Raw genomic sequence first — 18,684 nt, forward strand, 5'->3', positions numbered from 1 at the left:
ATACCGTAGGGAGCCCCACCGGCACCATCAGCACCAAGGAGGACCGCGCGTGCGTCCCACCCTCGCCGCCGACCAGGTACGGGCCAGCCTGAGCCAGTACCTCGCGACGACGTACGCGCTGGCCGACGAGAGCACCCGCCGCGCTCTGGAGAACTTCCTCGGCGACGCCGAGGACGGCATCTTCCGCGGCCCCTACCTCCGTATCCGCACCCCCTTCCGCAGCGCAGAGGGCGACGCCTGGCAGCGGCACCTGACCTGGTGGCCCCGCGACTTCACCCCGCACCGGCACCAGGAGCAGGCCTGGGAGAGGCTGTCCACCCTGCACGGTCCGGCGCGGCCCACCCTCGTCACCACCGGCACCGGGTCCGGCAAGACCGAGTCGTTCCTGATCCCGATCCTCGACCACTGCCTGCGGGAACGCGAGGCGGGCCGGGACGGCGTCAAGGCGGTCCTGCTCTACCCCATGAACGCGCTCGCCACCGACCAGGCCCAGCGCATCGGTAAGCGGCTCGACGACGCCAAGGACACGCGGCTGCGCGACGCCGGCGTCCGGGCGGCGCTCTACATCGGTGACACACCGTCCCAGGAGTTCAAGCGGGCCAACCCGGCGATCGCCGTCGACCGGGATGAGATCCGGCGCACCCAGCCGGACATCCTGATCACCAACTACAAGATGCTCGACCTGCTCCTCCAGCGGCCCGAGGACCAGCGGCTGTGGCAGGACTCCGCGCTCGCCTACGTCGTCCTCGACGAGTTCCACACCTACGACGGCGCCCAGGGCACGGACGTGGCCATGCTGCTGCGCCGGCTCGGATCCGTCACCGGGCTCGCACGGCCCGGCCGGCCGCTGGGGCCGGTCTGCCCCGTCGCCACGTCGGCCACCCTCGGCGAGAACGGCCCGGGCGCGGCCGGGCGGAGCGTGGCCGGACGGCCGGGCGGCGCGCCGGGCATGCTGGAGGTCGCCGAGCAGGTCTTCGGCGTGCCGTTCCCGCCCGAGGCGGTCGTCGGCGAGGACCGGCGCTCCACCAAGGACTTCACCGGCGAGAGCGACTTCAGCCTGCCGTTCCCCCCGCCGCAGGAGGTCGTCGGCCTCGGCGACCCCACCCGCGATCCGGGCGCCATGGACGACCTCGTCACCGCGTTCACTGGCCTGAGCGGGCCGACCCCCGAGGAGCTCGGGGCCGTCCTGCGCCGCCACCGGCTCACCGCCGCCGTCCTGGAGATCCTCGACGGCGCCCCCAAGACCCTCACCGAGATCACCGAGGTGCTGCCCCGCTACGCCTACCACTGGGGCATGGCCGTGCAGCTGAGGCCGCGCGTCGCGGCCCAGGCCCTCGCCCGCTACATCGCCCTCCTGTCGTACGCACGCGACCCCGAACACCCCGGACGGCCGCTGCTGTCCATCGAGATCCACCAGTGGGTGCGCTCGGTCTCCCGCGTGCTGCGGGGCATCAGCGCGGCCCGCGCCGAGTTCCGCTGGGACGACGAACGGGTGGCCCCCGGCGGCGTCCTGGCCCGCAAGGACCAGGGCCCGGCGGCCCGGCCGTCCCCGTACGACGGGGAGGGTCCCGCCGTACCGCTCGACGCCGTCGAGCAGGCCGCCGTACCGGCCGGTGACAGCGCCCCACCGCCCGCCGAGATCTTCCTGCCCGCCGTGTTCTGCCGCGAGTGCGGGCGCTCCGGCTGGGCCGCGTACTCACCTGAGGTCGACCCGGCCGAACTCGACCTGACCGCCACCAAGATCCGCCGTGCCTCCATGAGCCGCGACAAGCGCCGGGTGCGCAACATGATCGCCGCGACCCCGCGGGAAGTGCGCGAGGCCGCCTTCGCGGCCGGGGAGGAACGCCGGCGCGGCGGGCCCGCCGTCATGGTCCTGGAGGGCAGCGGCGGACGGCTGCGGCCCCTGTCGCCCGAGACCGACTTCACCCCCGCGGCGGACGGCACGGGACCGCACCGGCCCAGGCCCCTGCACAACGCCGCGTTCGTCCACGTCGACCTCGACGGCGACCGGGCCGCGGAACGCGACCAGTGCCCCGCCTGCCACACCTTCAACTCCATCCGCTACCTCGGCACCGGCCTCGCCGCGCTCGCCGCCGCCTCCATCACCCAGCTCTTCACCGGCGGCGAACTCGACAAGAACCTCGGCGAGAACAAGACCCTCCTCTTCAACGACTCCGTCCAGGACGCCGCCCACCGCGCCGGATACGTCGCCAGCCGTTCCTACACGTTCTCGCTGCGCGCCCTGCTCGCCAGCCGCATCGACGAGGATGAACCGATCACCCTCAACGACCTGGCCGCCGACCTGATCGCGGACGTCGTCGACAGCAAGGCGGTGCAGGCCGCCGTCGTCCCGCCGGACCTGCACCTGATCAGAGGCGTGGACACCCTGCTCTCCGGCCGCAGCAGCGGCTCGAAGGCCACCTGGGAACTGATCGCGCAACGCCTGGCGTTCGCCACCGTCATGGAGTTCGGCCTGCGCTCCCGGCAGGGCCGCACCCTGGAGTTCACCCGCACCGTCGCCGCCGACGTGCCCCTCCCGGATCCCGACGCCGTGGCGGACCTCGTGGGGGAACTGCTGCTCACCACCCCGGGGGAGATCGCCCTGCCCGACGGGTCCGCGCCCGGACCCGACCGGTACCTCGGCTTCGTCAAGGGACTGCTGGAACGGCTGCGTATCCGGGGCGCCGTCCGGCACGCCTGGCTGGACCCCTGGCTCGACCAGGGCGGGGTGCGGCGGTGGGCGATCTGGGGCGGACGGGAGAACGGCATGCCGGCCTTCCCGCCCGGCGTCTCCGCGCCCGCCTTCCTGCTCGGCTCGCCCAAGCAAGGCAGCGAGGACTTCGACGTGCTCACCGGCCGGCTCGGCTGGTACCAAGACTGGGCCGTGCGCGCCCTCGGCCTGCGCCGGGAGGCCGCCGCGCATTTCCTGCCCCGGCTGCTGCCCGCGCTCGCCGACACCGGCGTCCTCTCCGTGCGCACCGCGCTCGACGGCGCCACCCGCGTCTACGGACTCCAGCCCGGCCACATCCAGGTCCGCAAACTCGCCGACGACGTCCTGCCCGACGCCACCGCGCACTGCCCGCGCTGCTTCTGGGAACAGACCATCCACCCCGACCACGCCGACCAGTGGCACGGGCAGCCCTGCCCCCGCTACCGCTGCGGCGGCACCCTCGGGACCGGCCGCGACCTGGACAGTGGTCTGCGGCAACGGGACTTCACCGACGACTTCTACCGACGGATGTACCGCGAGGCCGGCGTCTTCACCATCAACACCGCCGAGCACACCGGCACCCTCAGCCGCGCCAGGCGCGAAGCCGTCGAGAAGGCCTTCCGCGAGGGCACCGACGTCCACTACGCCAACCCGCAGGTACTGTCCTGCACCCCCACCCTCGAACTCGGCATCGACATCGGCGACCTGTCGGCCGTCGTCCTCGCCTCGCTGCCCAAGGGACCGGCCAACTACATCCAGCGCGTGGGCCGGGCCGGCCGCTCCACCGGCAACGCCTACCTGCTCACCATGGTCGACCGGGGCCCGCGCGACCGCTACTACCTCGAAGAACCCCGCCTCATGATCGCCGGGGACGTCCTGCCGCCCGGCTGCTACCTGTCCGCGGTGGAGATCCTGCGCCGCCAGTACCTGGCCCACCTCCTCGACCTCGCGGGCGCCGGACGGCTGACCGCCCCTGACGGCACACCCCTGCGGCCGCTGCCCGGACGCGCCACCGAACTGTTCGGGGCCTCCGCCTGGCAGGCCGAGTTCGCCGAGGCCGCGCTCGCCGACGGCGGGCGGCTCGTGGCGGACTTCCTGGACCTGTTCCCGCCCTACGACGACAGCCGCGGCACCGGCGTCAGCCCGCAGGCCCGCGCCGCCCTCGTCACCTACGCGACCGACCCCGGCGAGGACGGCCTCAAAGGCGCCCTGGAAGCAGCGGGCCGGCGCTGGGAGGAACGCCGCGCCGACCTGCAGCGCCGCACCGAGGCCATCGACCGGGCCCACGGACTGCTCGTCGCCGGCGACCCCGACCACGAACGGCAGGGGCGCGAACTGCGCGCCGAACGCCGGGACGTGGCGCGCGTCGCCCGCGAGATGGCCCGCACCACCGCGCACGGCGCCCTCGTAGACTTCGGCCTGCTGCCCAACTACAGCCTGATCGACACGGCCACCGAACTGGAGGCCACCCTTACCTGGGCCGAGAAGAACGCCGACGGCACCCGCGAGCACCACAGCAAGACCCTCCGCCACAGCCGCCCCGCCCGACTCGCCCTGACAGAGTTCGCCCCCGGCAACCACTACTACGCCCAGGGCTACAAGCACCGGATCACCGGACTGGACATCGGCACCCCCGGCCGCCCGACCTGGATCTGGTGGCGTGTCTGCCCCGACTGCGGACACGTCCGCACCCACCGTGCCGAGGACGACTCCTCGCCCTGCCCGCGTTGCCGGTCCGCGGCCATCGGGGACGTCGGCTGCCTGCACAAGGTCCTCGTGCCGCGCCGCGTCACCTCCCGAGACGAACGCGACGACGTCCGCGTACGCGACGACCGCGACGACCGGGACCAGCGGCACTACACCGTCGTCCCCGCCGTGGACATCGACGCCGGCGACGTCGAACAGGCGTGGAAGCACGAACACGCCACCTTCGGCTGGGAGTTCACCCGCCAGGCGTACATCCGCCACATCAACACCGGAGCCGTCCGGGTGGACGGCGGGACGGACACCGCCTTCGCCGGCCAGGAGATCCGCCTCAACCCCTTCTGGGTCTGCGACGCGTGCGGCTTCGCCGACCCCGACGGCGGGCCCGCCGCGCACGACTCCGGCGACCCGTCCGCGTACGGCAAGTACCACCGGCCCTGGTGCCGCAGGCGGCGCGCCGGAGCCGACACCGCACGACGCGGCGAGCGGGTGCTGCTCGCCCACGAACTGCGCACCGACGCGCTGCGCGTCCTCATCCCCGCCGTCACCGCGCACACCCGGGAACGGCTCACCTCCTTCAAGGCGCTGCTGCTGGCCGGCATCGCCCGCGCCTACGGCGGCGACCCCGACCACCTGGAGGTCGTCACCGACTCCATGCCAGAGGAAGGCGGCGAGAGCGGGCACCGCCGCCACTTCCTGGTGCTGTACGACACGCTGCCCGGCGGCACCGGCTACCTGCACCGCCTCGCCGGCCGGGACGGCCTGAGGGGCGTCCTGGAGGAGGCCCGCCAGGTGATCGAGACCTGCGTGTGCGTCGGACAGGGGCGGCCCGCGTGCCACCGCTGCCTGCTGCGGCACGTCACCGACAGCGAGTACGAACTCGTCTCCCGCGAGCACGCCCTCGACATGCTCGGCGACCTGTTCGGCCGCACCCCCGACCGGTGGAGCGTCGTACCGGTCGCCACCACCCGCGACATCACCCTGGTGCACCAGGTGGAGAGCGAACTGGAGGCGCTTTTCCGGCGCGGGCTGCTCGAATGGGCCGAGCGGATGGACGAGGTCAGCGTCCGCACCGCGCTCGCCGCCGACGGCACCAGGGACACGACCCTGCGCTTCACCGCACCCGACGGAACCGTCCGCGGCTGGCAGATGGAGACCCAGACCCCGCTCGGCTTCACCCGGCCGGACGTGGTCTTCCGCAGCACCGACGACGACCGCCGCGTCGCCGTCTACCTCGACGGCTACCGCTACCACGCGAGCCGCGAACACCTCGTCGCCCAGGCGGACGCGGAAAAGCGCACCCGGCTGCGCGCGGAGGGCTGGCAGGTGTTCCAGCTCACCTGGGACGACGTGCAGGCCTGGGCGGGACAGGCCAGGCCGCCGGCCGACCCCGTGTGGAAGCCGTATCCGAACACCGCGCAGAAGACGGCCATGGACGTCCACCGGCGCATGCACGCCGGAGACACTCGTGACCTGCCGCGCCTGGTGTGGGCCAACCCGGTCGAGACGCTGATCGGCTACCTCACCGACCCGGATCCCGACGTGTGGCGGCGCCGCACCCAGAGCGCGCTCGCGAGTTTCGCCGCGGTGTCGGCGACCAGCAGGGCCCTGGCCGACGGGGAGGAGATCGGGCTGAGGATCGGCGAGGCGCTGCGCGGGCGGCGACTGGCCGGAGGACAGGGCGCCGTCCAGGTCATGGCGACTCGGGACGCCTCCGGGTGCCCGCTCACCCTCGCGCTCGACCTGCGCAGGGGACAGGCCGGGGCGGTGTGGACGGCTCTGACCGTCCTAGACGACAGTGCGGACACGGTCGCGGCCGACGAAGCCGCCCACCGCAGGCGCTGGCAGGCATGGCTCTACTGGAGCAATCTGCTCCAGTTCCTCGACGCGGGCGAGGGGGACGGGGTCCAGCTCACGGCCGGCATGCTGCCCGGATTCGACCCGGCCGAGCTGGCGGTCACCGGCGGAGCCGGATGGCTCACCTCCCAGCGGCGGGCGCACGAACCCACGGCGGACGGACAGGAATCGTCGGCGGACCGGGAGAGCGCCGAGGAGGCCCCCGCGGCCGTGCGCGATCCCGCCTGGGACGAGGTCATCGAGTTCCTCGTCGACGATCCCGGGCTGGCCGTTCTCGCCCGGACCCTCGCCGACCGCGGCCTGCCCGCTCCGGAGGCCGGCTACGAACTGGGAGCGGGCGCCTGGCCCGCCGAACTCGCCTGGCCCGCCCGGCGTGTCGGCGTCGTCCTCGTGCACCGCCCGGATCCGGGCAGCAAACGGGACATCGACGCCGAACAACGGGACCAGGCCTACCGGGAGGCGGGCTGGCGGGTCCGCACCGCGATGGAATGGGACGCCGACGAACTTGCCGGGCTGGTGAACGGCGACGCCGACACCGACTCCGGCGCCGACCGGCCGACGAACGAGCACGAGGAGAACGAGCGATGACGGTCACCGGCGCGCCGAGGACGGGCGTGACCCTGCGCCTGCTCGACAAGGCCGACAAGGAAATCGTCAGACTGGACCGCGCCGTCCTCGGGGCGTTCTACAAGTTCCAGCACGACTTCCGCCGCAACCCGGACGCCGGCGGGCTCGACCTCAAGCCATTGGAAGGTCACGACCGGCTCTGGTCGGCACGTGTCAACCGCGAGTGGCGGGCCCTGATGATCCGCCTCGGCGGTGACGACTGGCTGCTCGTCTCGGTCAAGCACCGCAGCCACGTCCACAAGAACCTCGACCGGTTCAACTACGGCATCAACCACGTCACGGGCGCCATCGAGTACGTCGACCTCCAGGTCGTCGAGGAGAGCCTGCTGCGCCGTGAACTCGCGCCGCCCGCCGCTCCCGCCCCGGCCCCGACGCCCGTCCCGGCTCCCGCTCCCGCCCCGGAACCGGTCCGGCCGGAGCAGCCCCTCTTCGCCGCGTACACCGACGAGCAGCTCGTGGACCTCGGCGTCGCCCAGCCGCTCATCCCGATCGTCCGGAAGCTCACCACGGACGACGAACTGCTCGGCCTCGTCGAGTACGCGCCCCGCCACACCGGGGAGGTGCTTCTCCGGCTGCGCGACGGCGTTCCGTACGAAGCGGTCATGGACCAGGTCACCGCGCCCGTCGCCGTGACCGAGCCGGAGAAGAACCTCGACACCGACGACTGGCAGGCGGCCGTCGACCGCTCCCAGACCGTGGTGATCACCGACGACGAATCCCTGCAGGCCATCCTGGAGGAGGGCGACTTCGGACGCTGGAAGATCTTTCTCCACCCCACCCAGGAGAAGCTCGTCCACCGGCGCTACTCCGGCCCGGCCCGGGTCGGCGGCGGGCCGGGGACGGGCAAGACGATCGTCGCCCTCCACCGCGTGTGCCATCTGGTGGGCAACCTCCCCCCCGGTCGCAACAAGCCCGTCCTGCTCACCACCTTCAACCGCAACCTCGCCGCCGACCTGCGGGCCCGGCTCCTCTCGCTCGGTGGCCCGGACGTACTGGCCCGGGTCGACATCACCCACGTCGACCAGCTCGCCACCCGCATCGTCAGCGAAGCCGACCCGGGCAACACCAAACGGCGGATCGACGACACGGCGGCGCTCCGCGAGTGGCGGGAGCTGCTGCTGGAGGCGGGGGAGACCCGCTGGAGCGCCGAGTTCCTCAGCGACGAGTGGAACCAGGTCATCCTCGGCCAGGCCGTGACCTCCCGGAGCGACTACTTCACCGCCCGCCGCGCCGGCCGGGGACGCAGCGTCACCCGCGCCGAGCGCGCCGGCATCTGGCAGCTCGCCGAACGCTTCGCCCAGCGGCTCGAGACCAAGGGGCTGGAGACCCACCGCCAGGTCGCGGAGCGGGCCGCGCGGCTGGAGATGGCCCGCAAGGCACGGATCGACAGGCTCTCGGAGGAACGCGAGGAACGGGGCGGCCTGGACAACCTCCACGTGGAGGCCGGCTCCGGCGCCTGGCTGCGCTACCGGTACCGGCACATCGTGGTCGACGAGGCCCAGGACCTCAGCGCCGCCCACTGGAAGATGCTGCGTGCCATGGTGCCGTCCGCGCCCGACGACATCTTCCTCGTCGGTGACACCCACCAGCGGATCTACGACAACCAGGTCACCCTCGGCAGCCTCGGCGTCCACATCCGCGGCCGCTCCTCCCGGCTGACCCTCAGCTACCGCACGACCCGGGAGATCCTCCGCGACGCGATCAGGGTTCTGGGCGGCGCCGACTACGACGACCTCGACGGCGGCGCCGACACCCTCGCCGGGTACCGCTCGGTCCTCCACGGCCTGACCCCGACGCTGCGCGGCGCGCGGAGCTGGGACGAGGAGATGGACCTCGTCGTGGAGCAGCTGCGGGCCTGGCACGACGTGCCCCGCGAGTCAACGGCCATCTGTGTCCCGACCAACGACATGGTCACCCAAGTCGCCGACCGCCTCGCCCGACGCGGCATCACCCCGATGGAGATCACGCCGGACGGCCCTCGCGGCGACCAGGGCGTCCACATCGGCACCATGTACCGCTTCAAGGGACTGGAATACCGGTGTCTGATCATCGCCGGGGTGGCCGAGGGGCTCGTCCCCCGTGCCTCGGTGGATGCCTGGGAACACACGGACCCGAGCCGCCACGAGCGTGAGCTGCACCGGGCGCGCTCGCTGCTCTTCGTCGCGGCGACCCGCGCCCGTGACGCACTCGCCATAACCTGGCACGGTGAACCGAGCCGCTTCCTGGCGCCGCTGCTTCCGCCCCGGAGCGACATCTGAAGCAACACCCGCACCTGATCTCCCGTGGCGCTTCCACGTGACGGGTCTCTGGTGAAATCTTGTGAAGTGAGTGAGATGGCGGACCTGCTGTTCCTGGCCTCACGGAAGGATGCGAAGAGCCACGACCGTACCGTCGTCGCCGAAGGAGACGGGGCCCCAATCCGGGGCTTCAGCGCCAGTGGGAAACGTCTGACGTTTCTCGTAGGCCCGGTGCCTGTATGCCTCGACCTCGCCGTTGGCTAGAAGTTCATACAGTTCCTCGTCCATGCCGGAGAACGCTTCGACTCGGATTCCGCCCAGGCGGAACACCTGGTCCGTTCCGAGGAATCGTGTGGAGTCGATCTTGTGGCACGCGTCCCGGACACTCGACGAGCCGGCGAACGTACGCTGGGCGTAGTGCTTGCGGCCCTGCTCGTCGGTCAGGTACTGGGCGACTTCACGGCCCGCGCCGGCCAGTGCGAGCTGGCCGGCCGCTGCTGTGCGTGCCAGTAGTTGGCCATACCAGCCCAGGTCCTTGCGTGGGATGAGGAAGCCGTCCTGAATCCGCTCCTTCCGGCCATCGGCACCGGGCACCTTGACGGCCCCCGCGTAAGGAGGGTTGCGCTTGGACAGCACGGCGTCTGCGCTCTTGCTGCCTGAAGTCGGCCTGGTCGGGAGCAGACCTTCGCCAGGTGCCTGCAACACGTTGATTGTGATGCCTTCCTTGGCCATCAACTCCGTCGACATCAGCAGGCAGGGTGTGGTGTTCCACTCGGCGAGGTGGAACTGCTCGGCGCGCTCGCTGGCCCTGGCGAGCTGTTTGAACGCGGAGCGGTCGGCTTTGCCGGTGCGCTTCGTGGCGACTTGGTGATTGCCGTTCACGGTTACCACGAAGATGCGGGACGGCTCGCCGGGCTGCCAGGCTTCGAGGAAGAAGTCGGGCCGTGGCCGGGCGCCGAGGGTCGGCCGGGGGCCGGTGCGCGCGAACCCCGCGAGGAGTACGACCTCCGCGTCCAGAACGGAGATCATGTGGTCGGGACAGCGGTTCCGCACCGTGCGTTCGGCGACGGCGAGGCCCAGCGCCCGGCCCAGTTCCCGTGCCTGCATGCCGCGGTAGGCGAGCTCGGGAATCTCGCCCTCCTCCGTGAGCGCCAGATGCCCGTGCATCCCCACTCCAAGGGCTTGGCAGTACTTCAACGCTTGCCAGTGCTCGGCCAGCCCCCGTCCCCGTCCTTGACGAGCAAGCGTGCTAGCCCTGGCGAAGACACCGAGCAGTTCCCAGGGCGTGGTGTCGAGATCGTCGTTCTCAGGACGGTGGAGTGGCCCGACACCAGGTTTGCGGGCAGGCATCTCCACTTCACCGCGTTTTCGTGCGCGTTCTCGGTCGATGGCTCCGGCAGCCTTGTCCACGTCCGCCACCAGAGCGGCAGTCGAACAGACGCGGACCGGGAGTCGGCGATTCAGGCGATCGAGTACCTCTCGGGTGGGCGCAGACATGGTCCGGAACGGTACGGGCACGGAAGCGGGCGCACGCAAGTGCGCATAGCCACGTCTACGCGAGTTCCGGACACACGAGCGCGGACAGATACGGAAGGTGCCCGGCATCGTTCACCCTGGATGCGAGACGGCGCGTGGTAGCCGTGTTCCCGCGAAGGTTCCCATAGAGAGAAGCTCCACAGCTGCCGCCGCACCCGTCCAGGACCCCCGTAACAGCAGGCCGGACAGGATGCGGCGGCACTGCCGAGTCAGATGTCCCGGAAGGGACCAGGGAGCCCCCTGGCCTGGCGCATTCGACGTCTGTGCGTCGCTGACCTGCACATACGTCCTTTCGGCTGTTTCACGCTCGTGCCCATTGATGGAGCCGGAAGTCCCAGAAAAATCCCAGAGCACTCCCACTGCCGGTGGCCACTCTTCCGGCTATATGCGGGACGGTGCGGTGTGCGGTGGGGTGCGCGCATCAGTAGGTCCGCCTTGAACAATCGGCAGCGCACGGAGGCGCCAGTGGATCGGAGGAGTTGCCGCCGGCGCTGGACCCCATGAATCGGCTTCCGGGCGGCGCCCTTGCGGGGCAGGATGGCGCGACGGCCGGTGACGTGGCGGTGTGCTCGTTGTGCTCACCTCGCTGGCCTGCGGGGTCGCACCGAACGTGGCGGCGCTGATTGCCGCCCGGATCATCCAGGGCGCCACCGCCGCCCTGCTCATCCCGCAAGTGCTGGCGACTTTCCACCAAGTCCTCGAAGGCGAACGCAAGGCCCGGGCCGTGGCCCTGTACGGAGCCACCTCCGGTATCGCCGCCGTGGTCGGACAGCTGGTGGGCGGCCTGCTGGTCGGTGCCGACATCGCCGGTACCTCCTGGCGGCCGATCTTCCTGGTCAACGTGCCCATCGGCGTGGCTGTGCTGATCGTCGCGGCCCGGATCGTGCCCGGCACGCGCTCACCCCACCCGGTCGGCATCGACCTGCCCGGTACCGTGCTGTTCGCCGCCACGCTGACCGCCCTGCTCATCCCGCTGGCGGAGGGCCACTCACTGGGGTGGCCGTGGCGGAGCTGGCTCCTGCCTTCCTGTGTCAGGGTCTCGCAGCGGCGCCGCGCTCGTGCGGAGACGGCCGTCCGGTCGACGGGGTCGGCCCAGATAAGGACCAGGACCCCGAACGACCGCCCTTCGTCGCTGACCAACGGTGTGGCGACGATCGCGTACGGGAACGGCATGGCCGGGCGGACACCGTCGGGAGCCTCGCTGCGCACGCGTACACACTGGCGACCCGTGCGGTAGGCGACGGATCCGGTGTAGCGGTCGTCGTCCACCGGGTGGCGGTCCGCCACGGTGAAGATCGACAGGGGGCCACCCACCACGACGACGTTGGCCAGCGTCCGACCGTCCTCGAGCGGAACCATCGCAGTGCCTGTGGTTGCCCGAAGCTCATGCACCGCCCGCCGCAGTGTCGCGGCGAGCATCCGGTCCTCGGCGCTGAGAGCCGTGACCGGGATGGGTGAGCTCGCTGGATTTCGCTCGTCTCCCATGGCTGCTCCGGAGAGCCGACGCTCCTTGTCCGAGGCTATACCTCGGCGCAACCGTGGTCGCATCGGCCAGCTCCCGCAGGACGCTCACCGCCCGTGCGCGGGCAAGGTCCGCACGACCCGGGGCACGCCCTGAGAGTAGCGCCGGGAAACCGGCTCTGACCTCCGCGAACGGAGCGTTTTCCGCGCACAAAGATGCGTCAACTCGTCGTTGACCGCCACTCCTCGGCAGGGTCAGGGTGAGGGAGCCGGACCGGATGCCTGGCACCCCATTCCCGGTCCCCCCATTTCCGGTCCTCGAACTGAGCGCAGGAGGTCGTGATGCTCCACACGGATATCCGTGAGACCAACGAGTGCGGGGAGCACGAAGCGGCTGCCGCCACCACGACCGCGCCCGCCGGGCCGGCCGCACCGACGGTCGGCCACGATCTGTTCTTCCAGCGGTGCCTCTGGTGCTGCACCCCCGCCTATCGCCGGTCTTTCTGCCGGGCCTGCGGATCCACGGCCTTCCGACGCGAGCGCAGCACCGGCGCCGGGGCGGTCGTTCGCCGTAACGGCCAGACCCACCACAACACGTGGTTCGTCGCGATGGACGAGGGCTTCAACCTGCTCTGCCAGGTCACGGGGACGGCGCCGGTCGTGGTCGGGATCGGTGCCAGGGTGCGGGTCGTACGGACGGCCACCCCTGTCGGTCAGGGACTGCCCGTCGTCGAGCTCACCCACCCGGCGACGTCTGTGGAGCGCTGGTGGTGAGGGCTGACGGCTCGGACGGAGCCGTGTTCGCAGGCCGGTACGACGAGAGAGGAGGGTGCGTGGGCACCCAGAACGACGCGCCGGACGAACGGGCCGGCGTCGGCCGCGAAGGGGCGGGGGGCGGTGCGCTGGAGGGGCTGCGCATCGCCGACTTCTCCCGGGTTCTCGCAGGGCCCTACGCCACGATGCTCCTCGCCGATCTCGGCGCCGAGGTGGTGAAGGTGGAGCGGCCGGGCGCCGGGGACGAGACCCGGGCCTGGCATCCCCCGGCGGATCATGACGGAACGTCGACGTACTTCCTGAGCGTCAACCGGAACAAGAGGTCCGTCGTCCTGGACCTCACGACCGAGGCCGGTCTGGAACAGGCCCGCGCCCTGGTCGCCGAGTCCGATGTGCTGGTGGAGAACTTCCGTCCCGGCACGATGGAGCGGCTGGGGCTCGGCCCTGGCGAACTGCGCGCCCGGCACCCAGGGCTGGTCTACTGCTCGATCAGCGGTTTCGGCAGTGGTGCGGGCGCGGCGATCCCCGGATACGACCTGCTCGTGCAGGCCGTCGGCGGTCTGATGAGCGTGACCGGGGACGCGGCCGGGGAGCCGGTGAAGGCCGGTGTGGCACTGGTCGACGTGATCACCGGCCTGCACGCCTCGCTGGGCATCCTCGCGGCGCTCCGGCACCGGGACGCCACCGGGGAGGGCCAGCTGGTGGAGGTGAATCTGCTCGGCTCGTTGCTGTCGGCCCTGGTCAACCAGGCGTCGGCGTTCGCCGTCGCCGGCGTGGTCCCCGGCCGCCTGGGCAATGCCCACCCGAGCATCGCCCCGTACGAGACCCTCCCGGCCGCCGATCGTCCGCTCGCGATCGCGGTGGGCAACGACCGGCAGTTCGCGGCACTCGCCGAGGCCGTCGGGGATCCCGGTCTCGCGCTGGACGACCGCTTCCGCACCAACGCCGACCGCGTCGCCCACCGCGCCGAACTCAAGGACCTGCTGACCGAACGGCTGGGTGTCGCCGGCGCCGACCACTGGTCGGCCGTCCTGCTGGCCGCGGGGGTGCCCGCCGGACCGGTCAACACGCTCGACGAGGCATTCGCCTTCGCCCACAAGCTCGGCCTTCCCGGCATCGTCGACATCCCCGCCACACCCGCCGACGGAGCGGAAGCCAGGCCCTCCCGCCAGGTCGCGAGCCCCATCGCGCTGAGCGGCACGCCCGTGCGGTACCGCCTGCCGCCGCCACGCCTTGGACAGCACACCGCGGAGATCTTCCACCGCGGTTCCGACCCCGCCACCGAGGCGGAGGGACCGGTCACGTGACTGCCTCCGGCCTGGACACGAGCACCCCGACCACCCGACCCGCACCCACCACCGTCACCACCAGGAGCCCACGATGAGCCGCAAGCCGCTGAAGGACCCGCTCGACCTGCTCGACTTCTCCTCCACCCTCGCCGACGAGGAACGCGAGATCCAGGCCACCGTCGCCAAGTTCCTCGCCGACCGCGTGCGCCCGCACATCGGCGAGTGGTTCGAGAACGCGCACTTCGCCCGCGAACTCGCCCCTGAACTCGGTAAGTTGGGCGTACTCGGCATGCATCTCGAAGGGTACGGCTGTGCCGGCACCAACGCTGTCAGCTACGGCCTGGCCTGCCTGGAACTGGAGGCGGCCGACTCCGGCTTCCGCAGCTTCGTCTCCGTCCAGGGCTCGCTGTCGATGTTCTCCATCTGGAAGTGGGGCTCGGAGGAGCAGAAGCAGGAGTGGCTGCCCCGGCTGGCCGCCGGTGAGGCGATCGGCTGCTTCGGCCTGACCGAGCCCGACTTCGGCAGCAACCCCGCCGGGATGCGCACCCGGGCCGTCCGCGACGGTGGCGACTGGATCCTCAACGGCTCGAAGATGTGGATCACCAACGGCGGTATCGCCGATGTGGCCACCGTGTGGGCGCAGACCGAGGACGGCGTCCGCGGGTTCCTCGTGCCGCGCGGCACGCCCGGCTTCACCACGCAGGACATCAAGCAGAAGATGTCGCTGCGCGCCTCGATCACCTCCGAGCTGTACCTCGACAACGTACGGCTGCCCGAGGCGGCGCGGCTGCCACTCGCGGAGGGCTTGCGCGGGCCGCTGTCCTGCCTCAACGAGGCCCGCTTCGGCATCCTCTTCGGTGCCGTCGGCGCGGCCCGCGACTCGCTGCAGGCGGCCATCGAGTACGCCGACTCCCGGGTGCAGTTCGACAAGCCGATCAGCGCCTTCCAGCTCACGCAGAAGAAGCTCGCCGACATGACCGTGACCCTGGGCCGCGCCGCGCTGCTCGCCGTGCACCTGGGCCGGCTCAAGGACCAGCACCGCATCCGCCCCGAGCAGATCAGCGTCGGCAAGCTCAACAACGTGCGGGAGGCGATCGCCATCGCGCGCGAATGCCGCACCGTGCTGGGTGCCAACGGCATCTCCCTGGAGTACTCGCCGCTGCGCCACGCCAACAACCTGGAGTCGGTGATGACGTACGAAGGCACCAACGAGATGCACACGCTGGTCGTCGGTCAGGCGATCACCGGTTACCCGGCGTTCCGCTGACCGCCCCGGCTGAAGGAAGACGACCGTGAACATCGTCGTACTCGTCAAGCAGGTCCCGGACACCGGTGCCGAACGCACCCTGTCCGCCGACGACCACACCCTTGACCGCGAGGGTGCCGACCTCGTGCTGGACGAAATCAACGAACACGCCGCGGAAGAGGCCCTGCGGCTGAAGGAGTCGGTGGGCGCCGAGGTCACTGTCGTGTCCATGGGACCCGACTCCGCGCTCGACGCCATCCGCAAGGTCCTGGCGATGGGCGCCGACCGCGCGATCCACATCTGCGACGACCGGCTCCGGGGCGCCGACGTGGTGACCACCTCGAAGGTGCTGGCAGCCGCCGTGCGGACGGTGGAGGACGTCGACCTGGTCCTGGCGGGTGACGCGACCACCGACGGACAGGCGAGCGCGGTCCCCGCCATCGTCGCCGACCTGCTCGGCCTGCCGCAGCTGACGCATGCGCGGGAGCTGGACGTGGACGAGGGACGGGCACGTGCCGAGCGCGCGACCGAGAACGGCGAGGCGACGCTGGAGGCATCGCTGCCCGCTCTGGTCAGTGTCACCGAAAAGATCAACGAGCCGCGCTATCCCTCGTTCAAGGGGATCATGGCGGCCAAGAGGAAGCCGGTGGAGACGGTCGACCTCGACGACCTGTTCCCCGACGCGGACGGCGCCGGGTTCCTCGTGACCCGCACCCGTGTGGTGGAGGCCGTCGAGCGTCCCCCACGAGCCGCCGGAACCCGCATCACGGACGACGGCTCGGCCGGCCGGCACCTCACCGCGTACCTGATCGCCCAGAAGCTCGTCTGAACCGACCCGAACAAGAAGCAGGCTCCCCATGCCCGATGTCCTCGTCCTCGTCGACCACGACGGGGAACGCGTCCACAAGTCCACGTACGAACTCCTGGCCGCCGCAAGGCGGTTGGGAGACCCGGTCGCAGTCGTCGTGGGAATCCCCGGCACAGCGGCGCACCTCAAGGAGTCGCTTGCCCGGTACGGCGCCACAACCGTCCACGCGGCGGAATCCACCGACGCGGCCGAGTTCCTCGCCACGCCCGCCGTCGACGCCCTTCAACGCGCGGTCGGGGAAGCCTCTCCCGCCGCCGTTCTGGTCTCCGCGACGACGGACGGCAACGAGGTGGCCGGGCGCCTCGCCGCGCGGCTGGACGCCGGACTGCTGATCGACGCGGTCGACCTGGACTCTCCCGGTGTGGTCACCCAGATTGTCTTCGGCGGGTCGTACACCGTGCGCTCGCAGGTCACCCAGGGCGTACCGGTGATCACCGTACGCCCGGGGGCCTTCGCACCGGAGGAGCGTTCCGGGGAAGCCGTGGAGCGGAGCATCGCCCTGCCGACGGTCGACCCCTCCGCGTCCGCCCGTATCACCGCCAGGCGGGCCGCGCCCGCGGGCGACCGGCCCGGGCTCACCGAGGCGACCGTCGTCGTCTCCGGAGGCCGCGGTGTCGGCGGAGCGGACGGCTTCAAGGTGGTGGAGGAACTGGCCGACGCCCTGGGCGGTGCGGTGGGCGCCTCACGCGCGGCGGTCGACGCCGGATACTACCCGCACCAGTTCCAGGTGGGACAGACCGGCAAGACCGTATCCCCGCAGCTGTACATAGCTCTGGGGATCTCCGGTGCCATCCAGCACCTCGCGGGAATGCAGACCTCCAAGACGATCGTCGCCGTCAACAAGGATCCTGAGGCCCCGATCCTCGGCCTCGCCGACTACGGCGTGGTGGGGGACCTGTTCACGGTGGCACCCCAGCTCACGCGGGAAGTGGCCGCCCGCCGCACAGTCGGCTGACGTGGTTCGCCGCCAGGTCTTGAGGTCCGGACTGTCGGGTCCGGACCAGGAAGGAGCGATGCCGTGCTGTTCTCCGAGGGGCCGGGAGTCTGCTGTGACATCTATGTCGAGGCGGCCCCCTCGACGGTATTGGGCCTGGTGACGGACATCGGTGTGCCGGCCCGTCTGAGTCCTGAACTGCAGTGCGCGGAATGGCTCGACGGCGCGGACAGGCCCGCGCTGGGTGCGCGTTTCGCGGGGTACAACCGCCATCGGACGGTTGGCGAGCGGCTGGCTGTCTCGCACGTCGTCCAGCTGCGGGAGCAGAGGGTGTTCGGCGGGCGGTCGTAGATCCCGACGGCCGGTACGGTGACCCGGCTCCGGACCCCGCGAAACCCCTGGCCACATGGCGCTTCGAGCTTGAGCCGGAGGGAACCGGCAGCAGGCTGCGGCAGTTCGCCCGGATCGGGCCGGGCCGCTCCGGGATCAATCTGGCGATCGACCGTACGCCTGAGCGGCAGGAGGAGATCGTGGCCCTCCGGCTTGCCGAGTTCCGCACCACCATGGACGCCACCTGTCGAGACAGCTCGACCTCGTGGAGGACGCGTGCGCCGGGGCCCTGCGGCGGATGGCTGTCCCGCAGGAGGCAGCGGTGCGATGCGCTGCGGCACTCGCGGAGGCCGCCGGTTCACTGTTCGGCCTGCGGCCCTCCGTACCGCCCCGCCACACCCCGCCTCCGCCCGCCGCCCCGCCGGTCACCGCGTCTCCGCTCCCGCCCGACTGGACGACGAGCATCCTGTTCTAGCCTGACCGTCGCCTCAATGCCGTTGACACATCCGAGTGTCGGGCTGTCCCGAAACGAACGCGTCACCGTGCCGGGGCGACCGGCCCTGAGAGTGTCCGGCTGCCGGTGCGGAACGACGCGGGAACTCCTCCACCTGCCTCGCGTGTACGGAGGGGGACCGGCGAGCTCCCGCGTGGCAGCCATCGGATCGTCACTCGGCCAGGCGCCGGAACCCAGCGGCTCGCCGACCCCGGGCTGAGCCCCGAGGGCATCGCGGCCGCCCACCGCATCTCCCGCCGCTACCTGTACAAGTTGCTGGCCGAACAGGGACACACGGTCTCGGGCTGGATCCGGGAACAGCGTCTGGCCCGGTGCCGGCGCGACCTCGCCGATCCGGCCCTGGATCACCTTCCGGTAGGCGCCATCGGCGGACGCTGGGGCTTCGCCGACCCGGCCCACTTCAGCCATGCCTTCAAGGCGGCCTACGGCCTGAGCCCACGAGAGGCGCGGGCGGCTGGGCGATGACGTCAACGGCCGTACCGCAGCGGCGGACCGGGGTGCCCTGTTCTTCGCACCTGAAGGCTGCTGTACCTGATGTGCGGGGCGCCTGTGAGAGTGACGGACGACTGCCGACTCACGGTGCTCGGCCCTGCGGGA

The 18,684-nt window shown here is 71.3% G+C and carries 12 protein-coding genes; 11 read left to right on the plus strand and 1 reads right to left on the minus strand.

The genetic code is table 11. The features are described from left to right. Window positions 1-49 precede the first annotated feature (49 nt). Window positions 50-6,859 (plus strand): DEAD/DEAH box helicase, encoded by a 6,810-nt coding sequence (locus ACH45E_RS25390; RefSeq protein ID WP_361439767.1) that lies wholly within the window; start codon window positions 50-52, stop codon window positions 6,857-6,859. Further along, the gene (locus ACH45E_RS25395) at window positions 6,856-9,156 is read left to right on the plus strand and encodes a UvrD-helicase domain-containing protein (RefSeq protein ID WP_361439770.1); all 2,301 of its coding nucleotides are present in this window, start codon (window positions 6,856-6,858) and stop codon (window positions 9,154-9,156) included. The genes ACH45E_RS25390 and ACH45E_RS25395 overlap by 4 nt, the downstream gene beginning before the upstream one ends. Before the next feature lie 99 nt (window positions 9,157-9,255). Here the strand turns inward: ACH45E_RS25395 and ACH45E_RS25400 are convergent, their stop codons facing one another. Beyond that, complete coding sequence (locus ACH45E_RS25400; protein WP_361439773.1) at window positions 9,256-10,545, minus strand: hypothetical protein; 1,290 nt, start codon at window positions 10,543-10,545, stop codon at window positions 9,256-9,258. Between the two features lie 691 nt (window positions 10,546-11,236). Between ACH45E_RS25400 and ACH45E_RS25405 the strand changes: the two genes are divergently transcribed. The 9 genes from ACH45E_RS25405 (at window position 11,237) to ACH45E_RS25445 (ending at window position 18,552) form a co-directional block, all read left to right on the plus strand. Continuing rightward, window positions 11,237-11,908 (plus strand): MFS transporter, encoded by a 672-nt coding sequence (locus tag ACH45E_RS25405; RefSeq protein ID WP_361439776.1) that lies wholly within the window; start codon window positions 11,237-11,239, stop codon window positions 11,906-11,908. Window positions 11,909-12,474: 566 nt separating this feature from the next. After that, complete coding sequence (locus ACH45E_RS25410; protein WP_361439779.1) at window positions 12,475-12,906, plus strand: hypothetical protein; 432 nt, start codon at window positions 12,475-12,477, stop codon at window positions 12,904-12,906. A gap of 128 nt (window positions 12,907-13,034) precedes the next feature. Beyond that, the gene (locus ACH45E_RS25415) at window positions 13,035-14,213 is read left to right on the plus strand and encodes a CoA transferase (protein ID WP_361440251.1); all 1,179 of its coding nucleotides are present in this window, start codon (window positions 13,035-13,037) and stop codon (window positions 14,211-14,213) included. Between the two features lie 73 nt (window positions 14,214-14,286). Beyond that, window positions 14,287-15,462 (plus strand): acyl-CoA dehydrogenase family protein, encoded by a 1,176-nt coding sequence (locus tag ACH45E_RS25420; RefSeq protein ID WP_361439782.1) that lies wholly within the window; start codon window positions 14,287-14,289, stop codon window positions 15,460-15,462. Between the two features lie 25 nt (window positions 15,463-15,487). Next, window positions 15,488-16,270 carry an electron transfer flavoprotein subunit beta/FixA family protein gene (locus ACH45E_RS25425; RefSeq protein WP_361439785.1) on the plus strand — a complete coding sequence of 261 codons (783 nt, stop codon included), beginning with the start codon at window positions 15,488-15,490 and terminating at the stop codon, window positions 16,268-16,270. Window positions 16,271-16,298: 28 nt separating this feature from the next. Further along, the gene (locus ACH45E_RS25430) at window positions 16,299-17,264 is read left to right on the plus strand and encodes an electron transfer flavoprotein subunit alpha/FixB family protein (protein WP_361439788.1); all 966 of its coding nucleotides are present in this window, start codon (window positions 16,299-16,301) and stop codon (window positions 17,262-17,264) included. A gap of 63 nt (window positions 17,265-17,327) precedes the next feature. Continuing rightward, a complete protein-coding gene (locus ACH45E_RS25435; protein WP_361439791.1) occupies window positions 17,328-17,594 on the plus strand; it encodes a hypothetical protein in 267 nt (88 codons plus the stop codon). 301 nt (window positions 17,595-17,895) lie between these two features. Continuing rightward, window positions 17,896-18,048 carry a hypothetical protein gene (locus ACH45E_RS25440; RefSeq protein WP_361439794.1) on the plus strand — a complete coding sequence of 51 codons (153 nt, stop codon included), beginning with the start codon at window positions 17,896-17,898 and terminating at the stop codon, window positions 18,046-18,048. 105 nt (window positions 18,049-18,153) lie between these two features. Beyond that, window positions 18,154-18,552, plus strand: coding sequence for a helix-turn-helix domain-containing protein (locus tag ACH45E_RS25445; RefSeq protein ID WP_361439797.1), 399 nt, complete (start codon window positions 18,154-18,156; stop codon window positions 18,550-18,552). The last annotated feature ends 132 nt before the right edge of the window (window positions 18,553-18,684 follow it).

The organism is Streptomyces sp. NPDC020299 (assembly GCF_044387825.1).
Classification (GTDB): Bacteria; Actinomycetota; Actinomycetes; order Streptomycetales; family Streptomycetaceae; genus Streptomyces.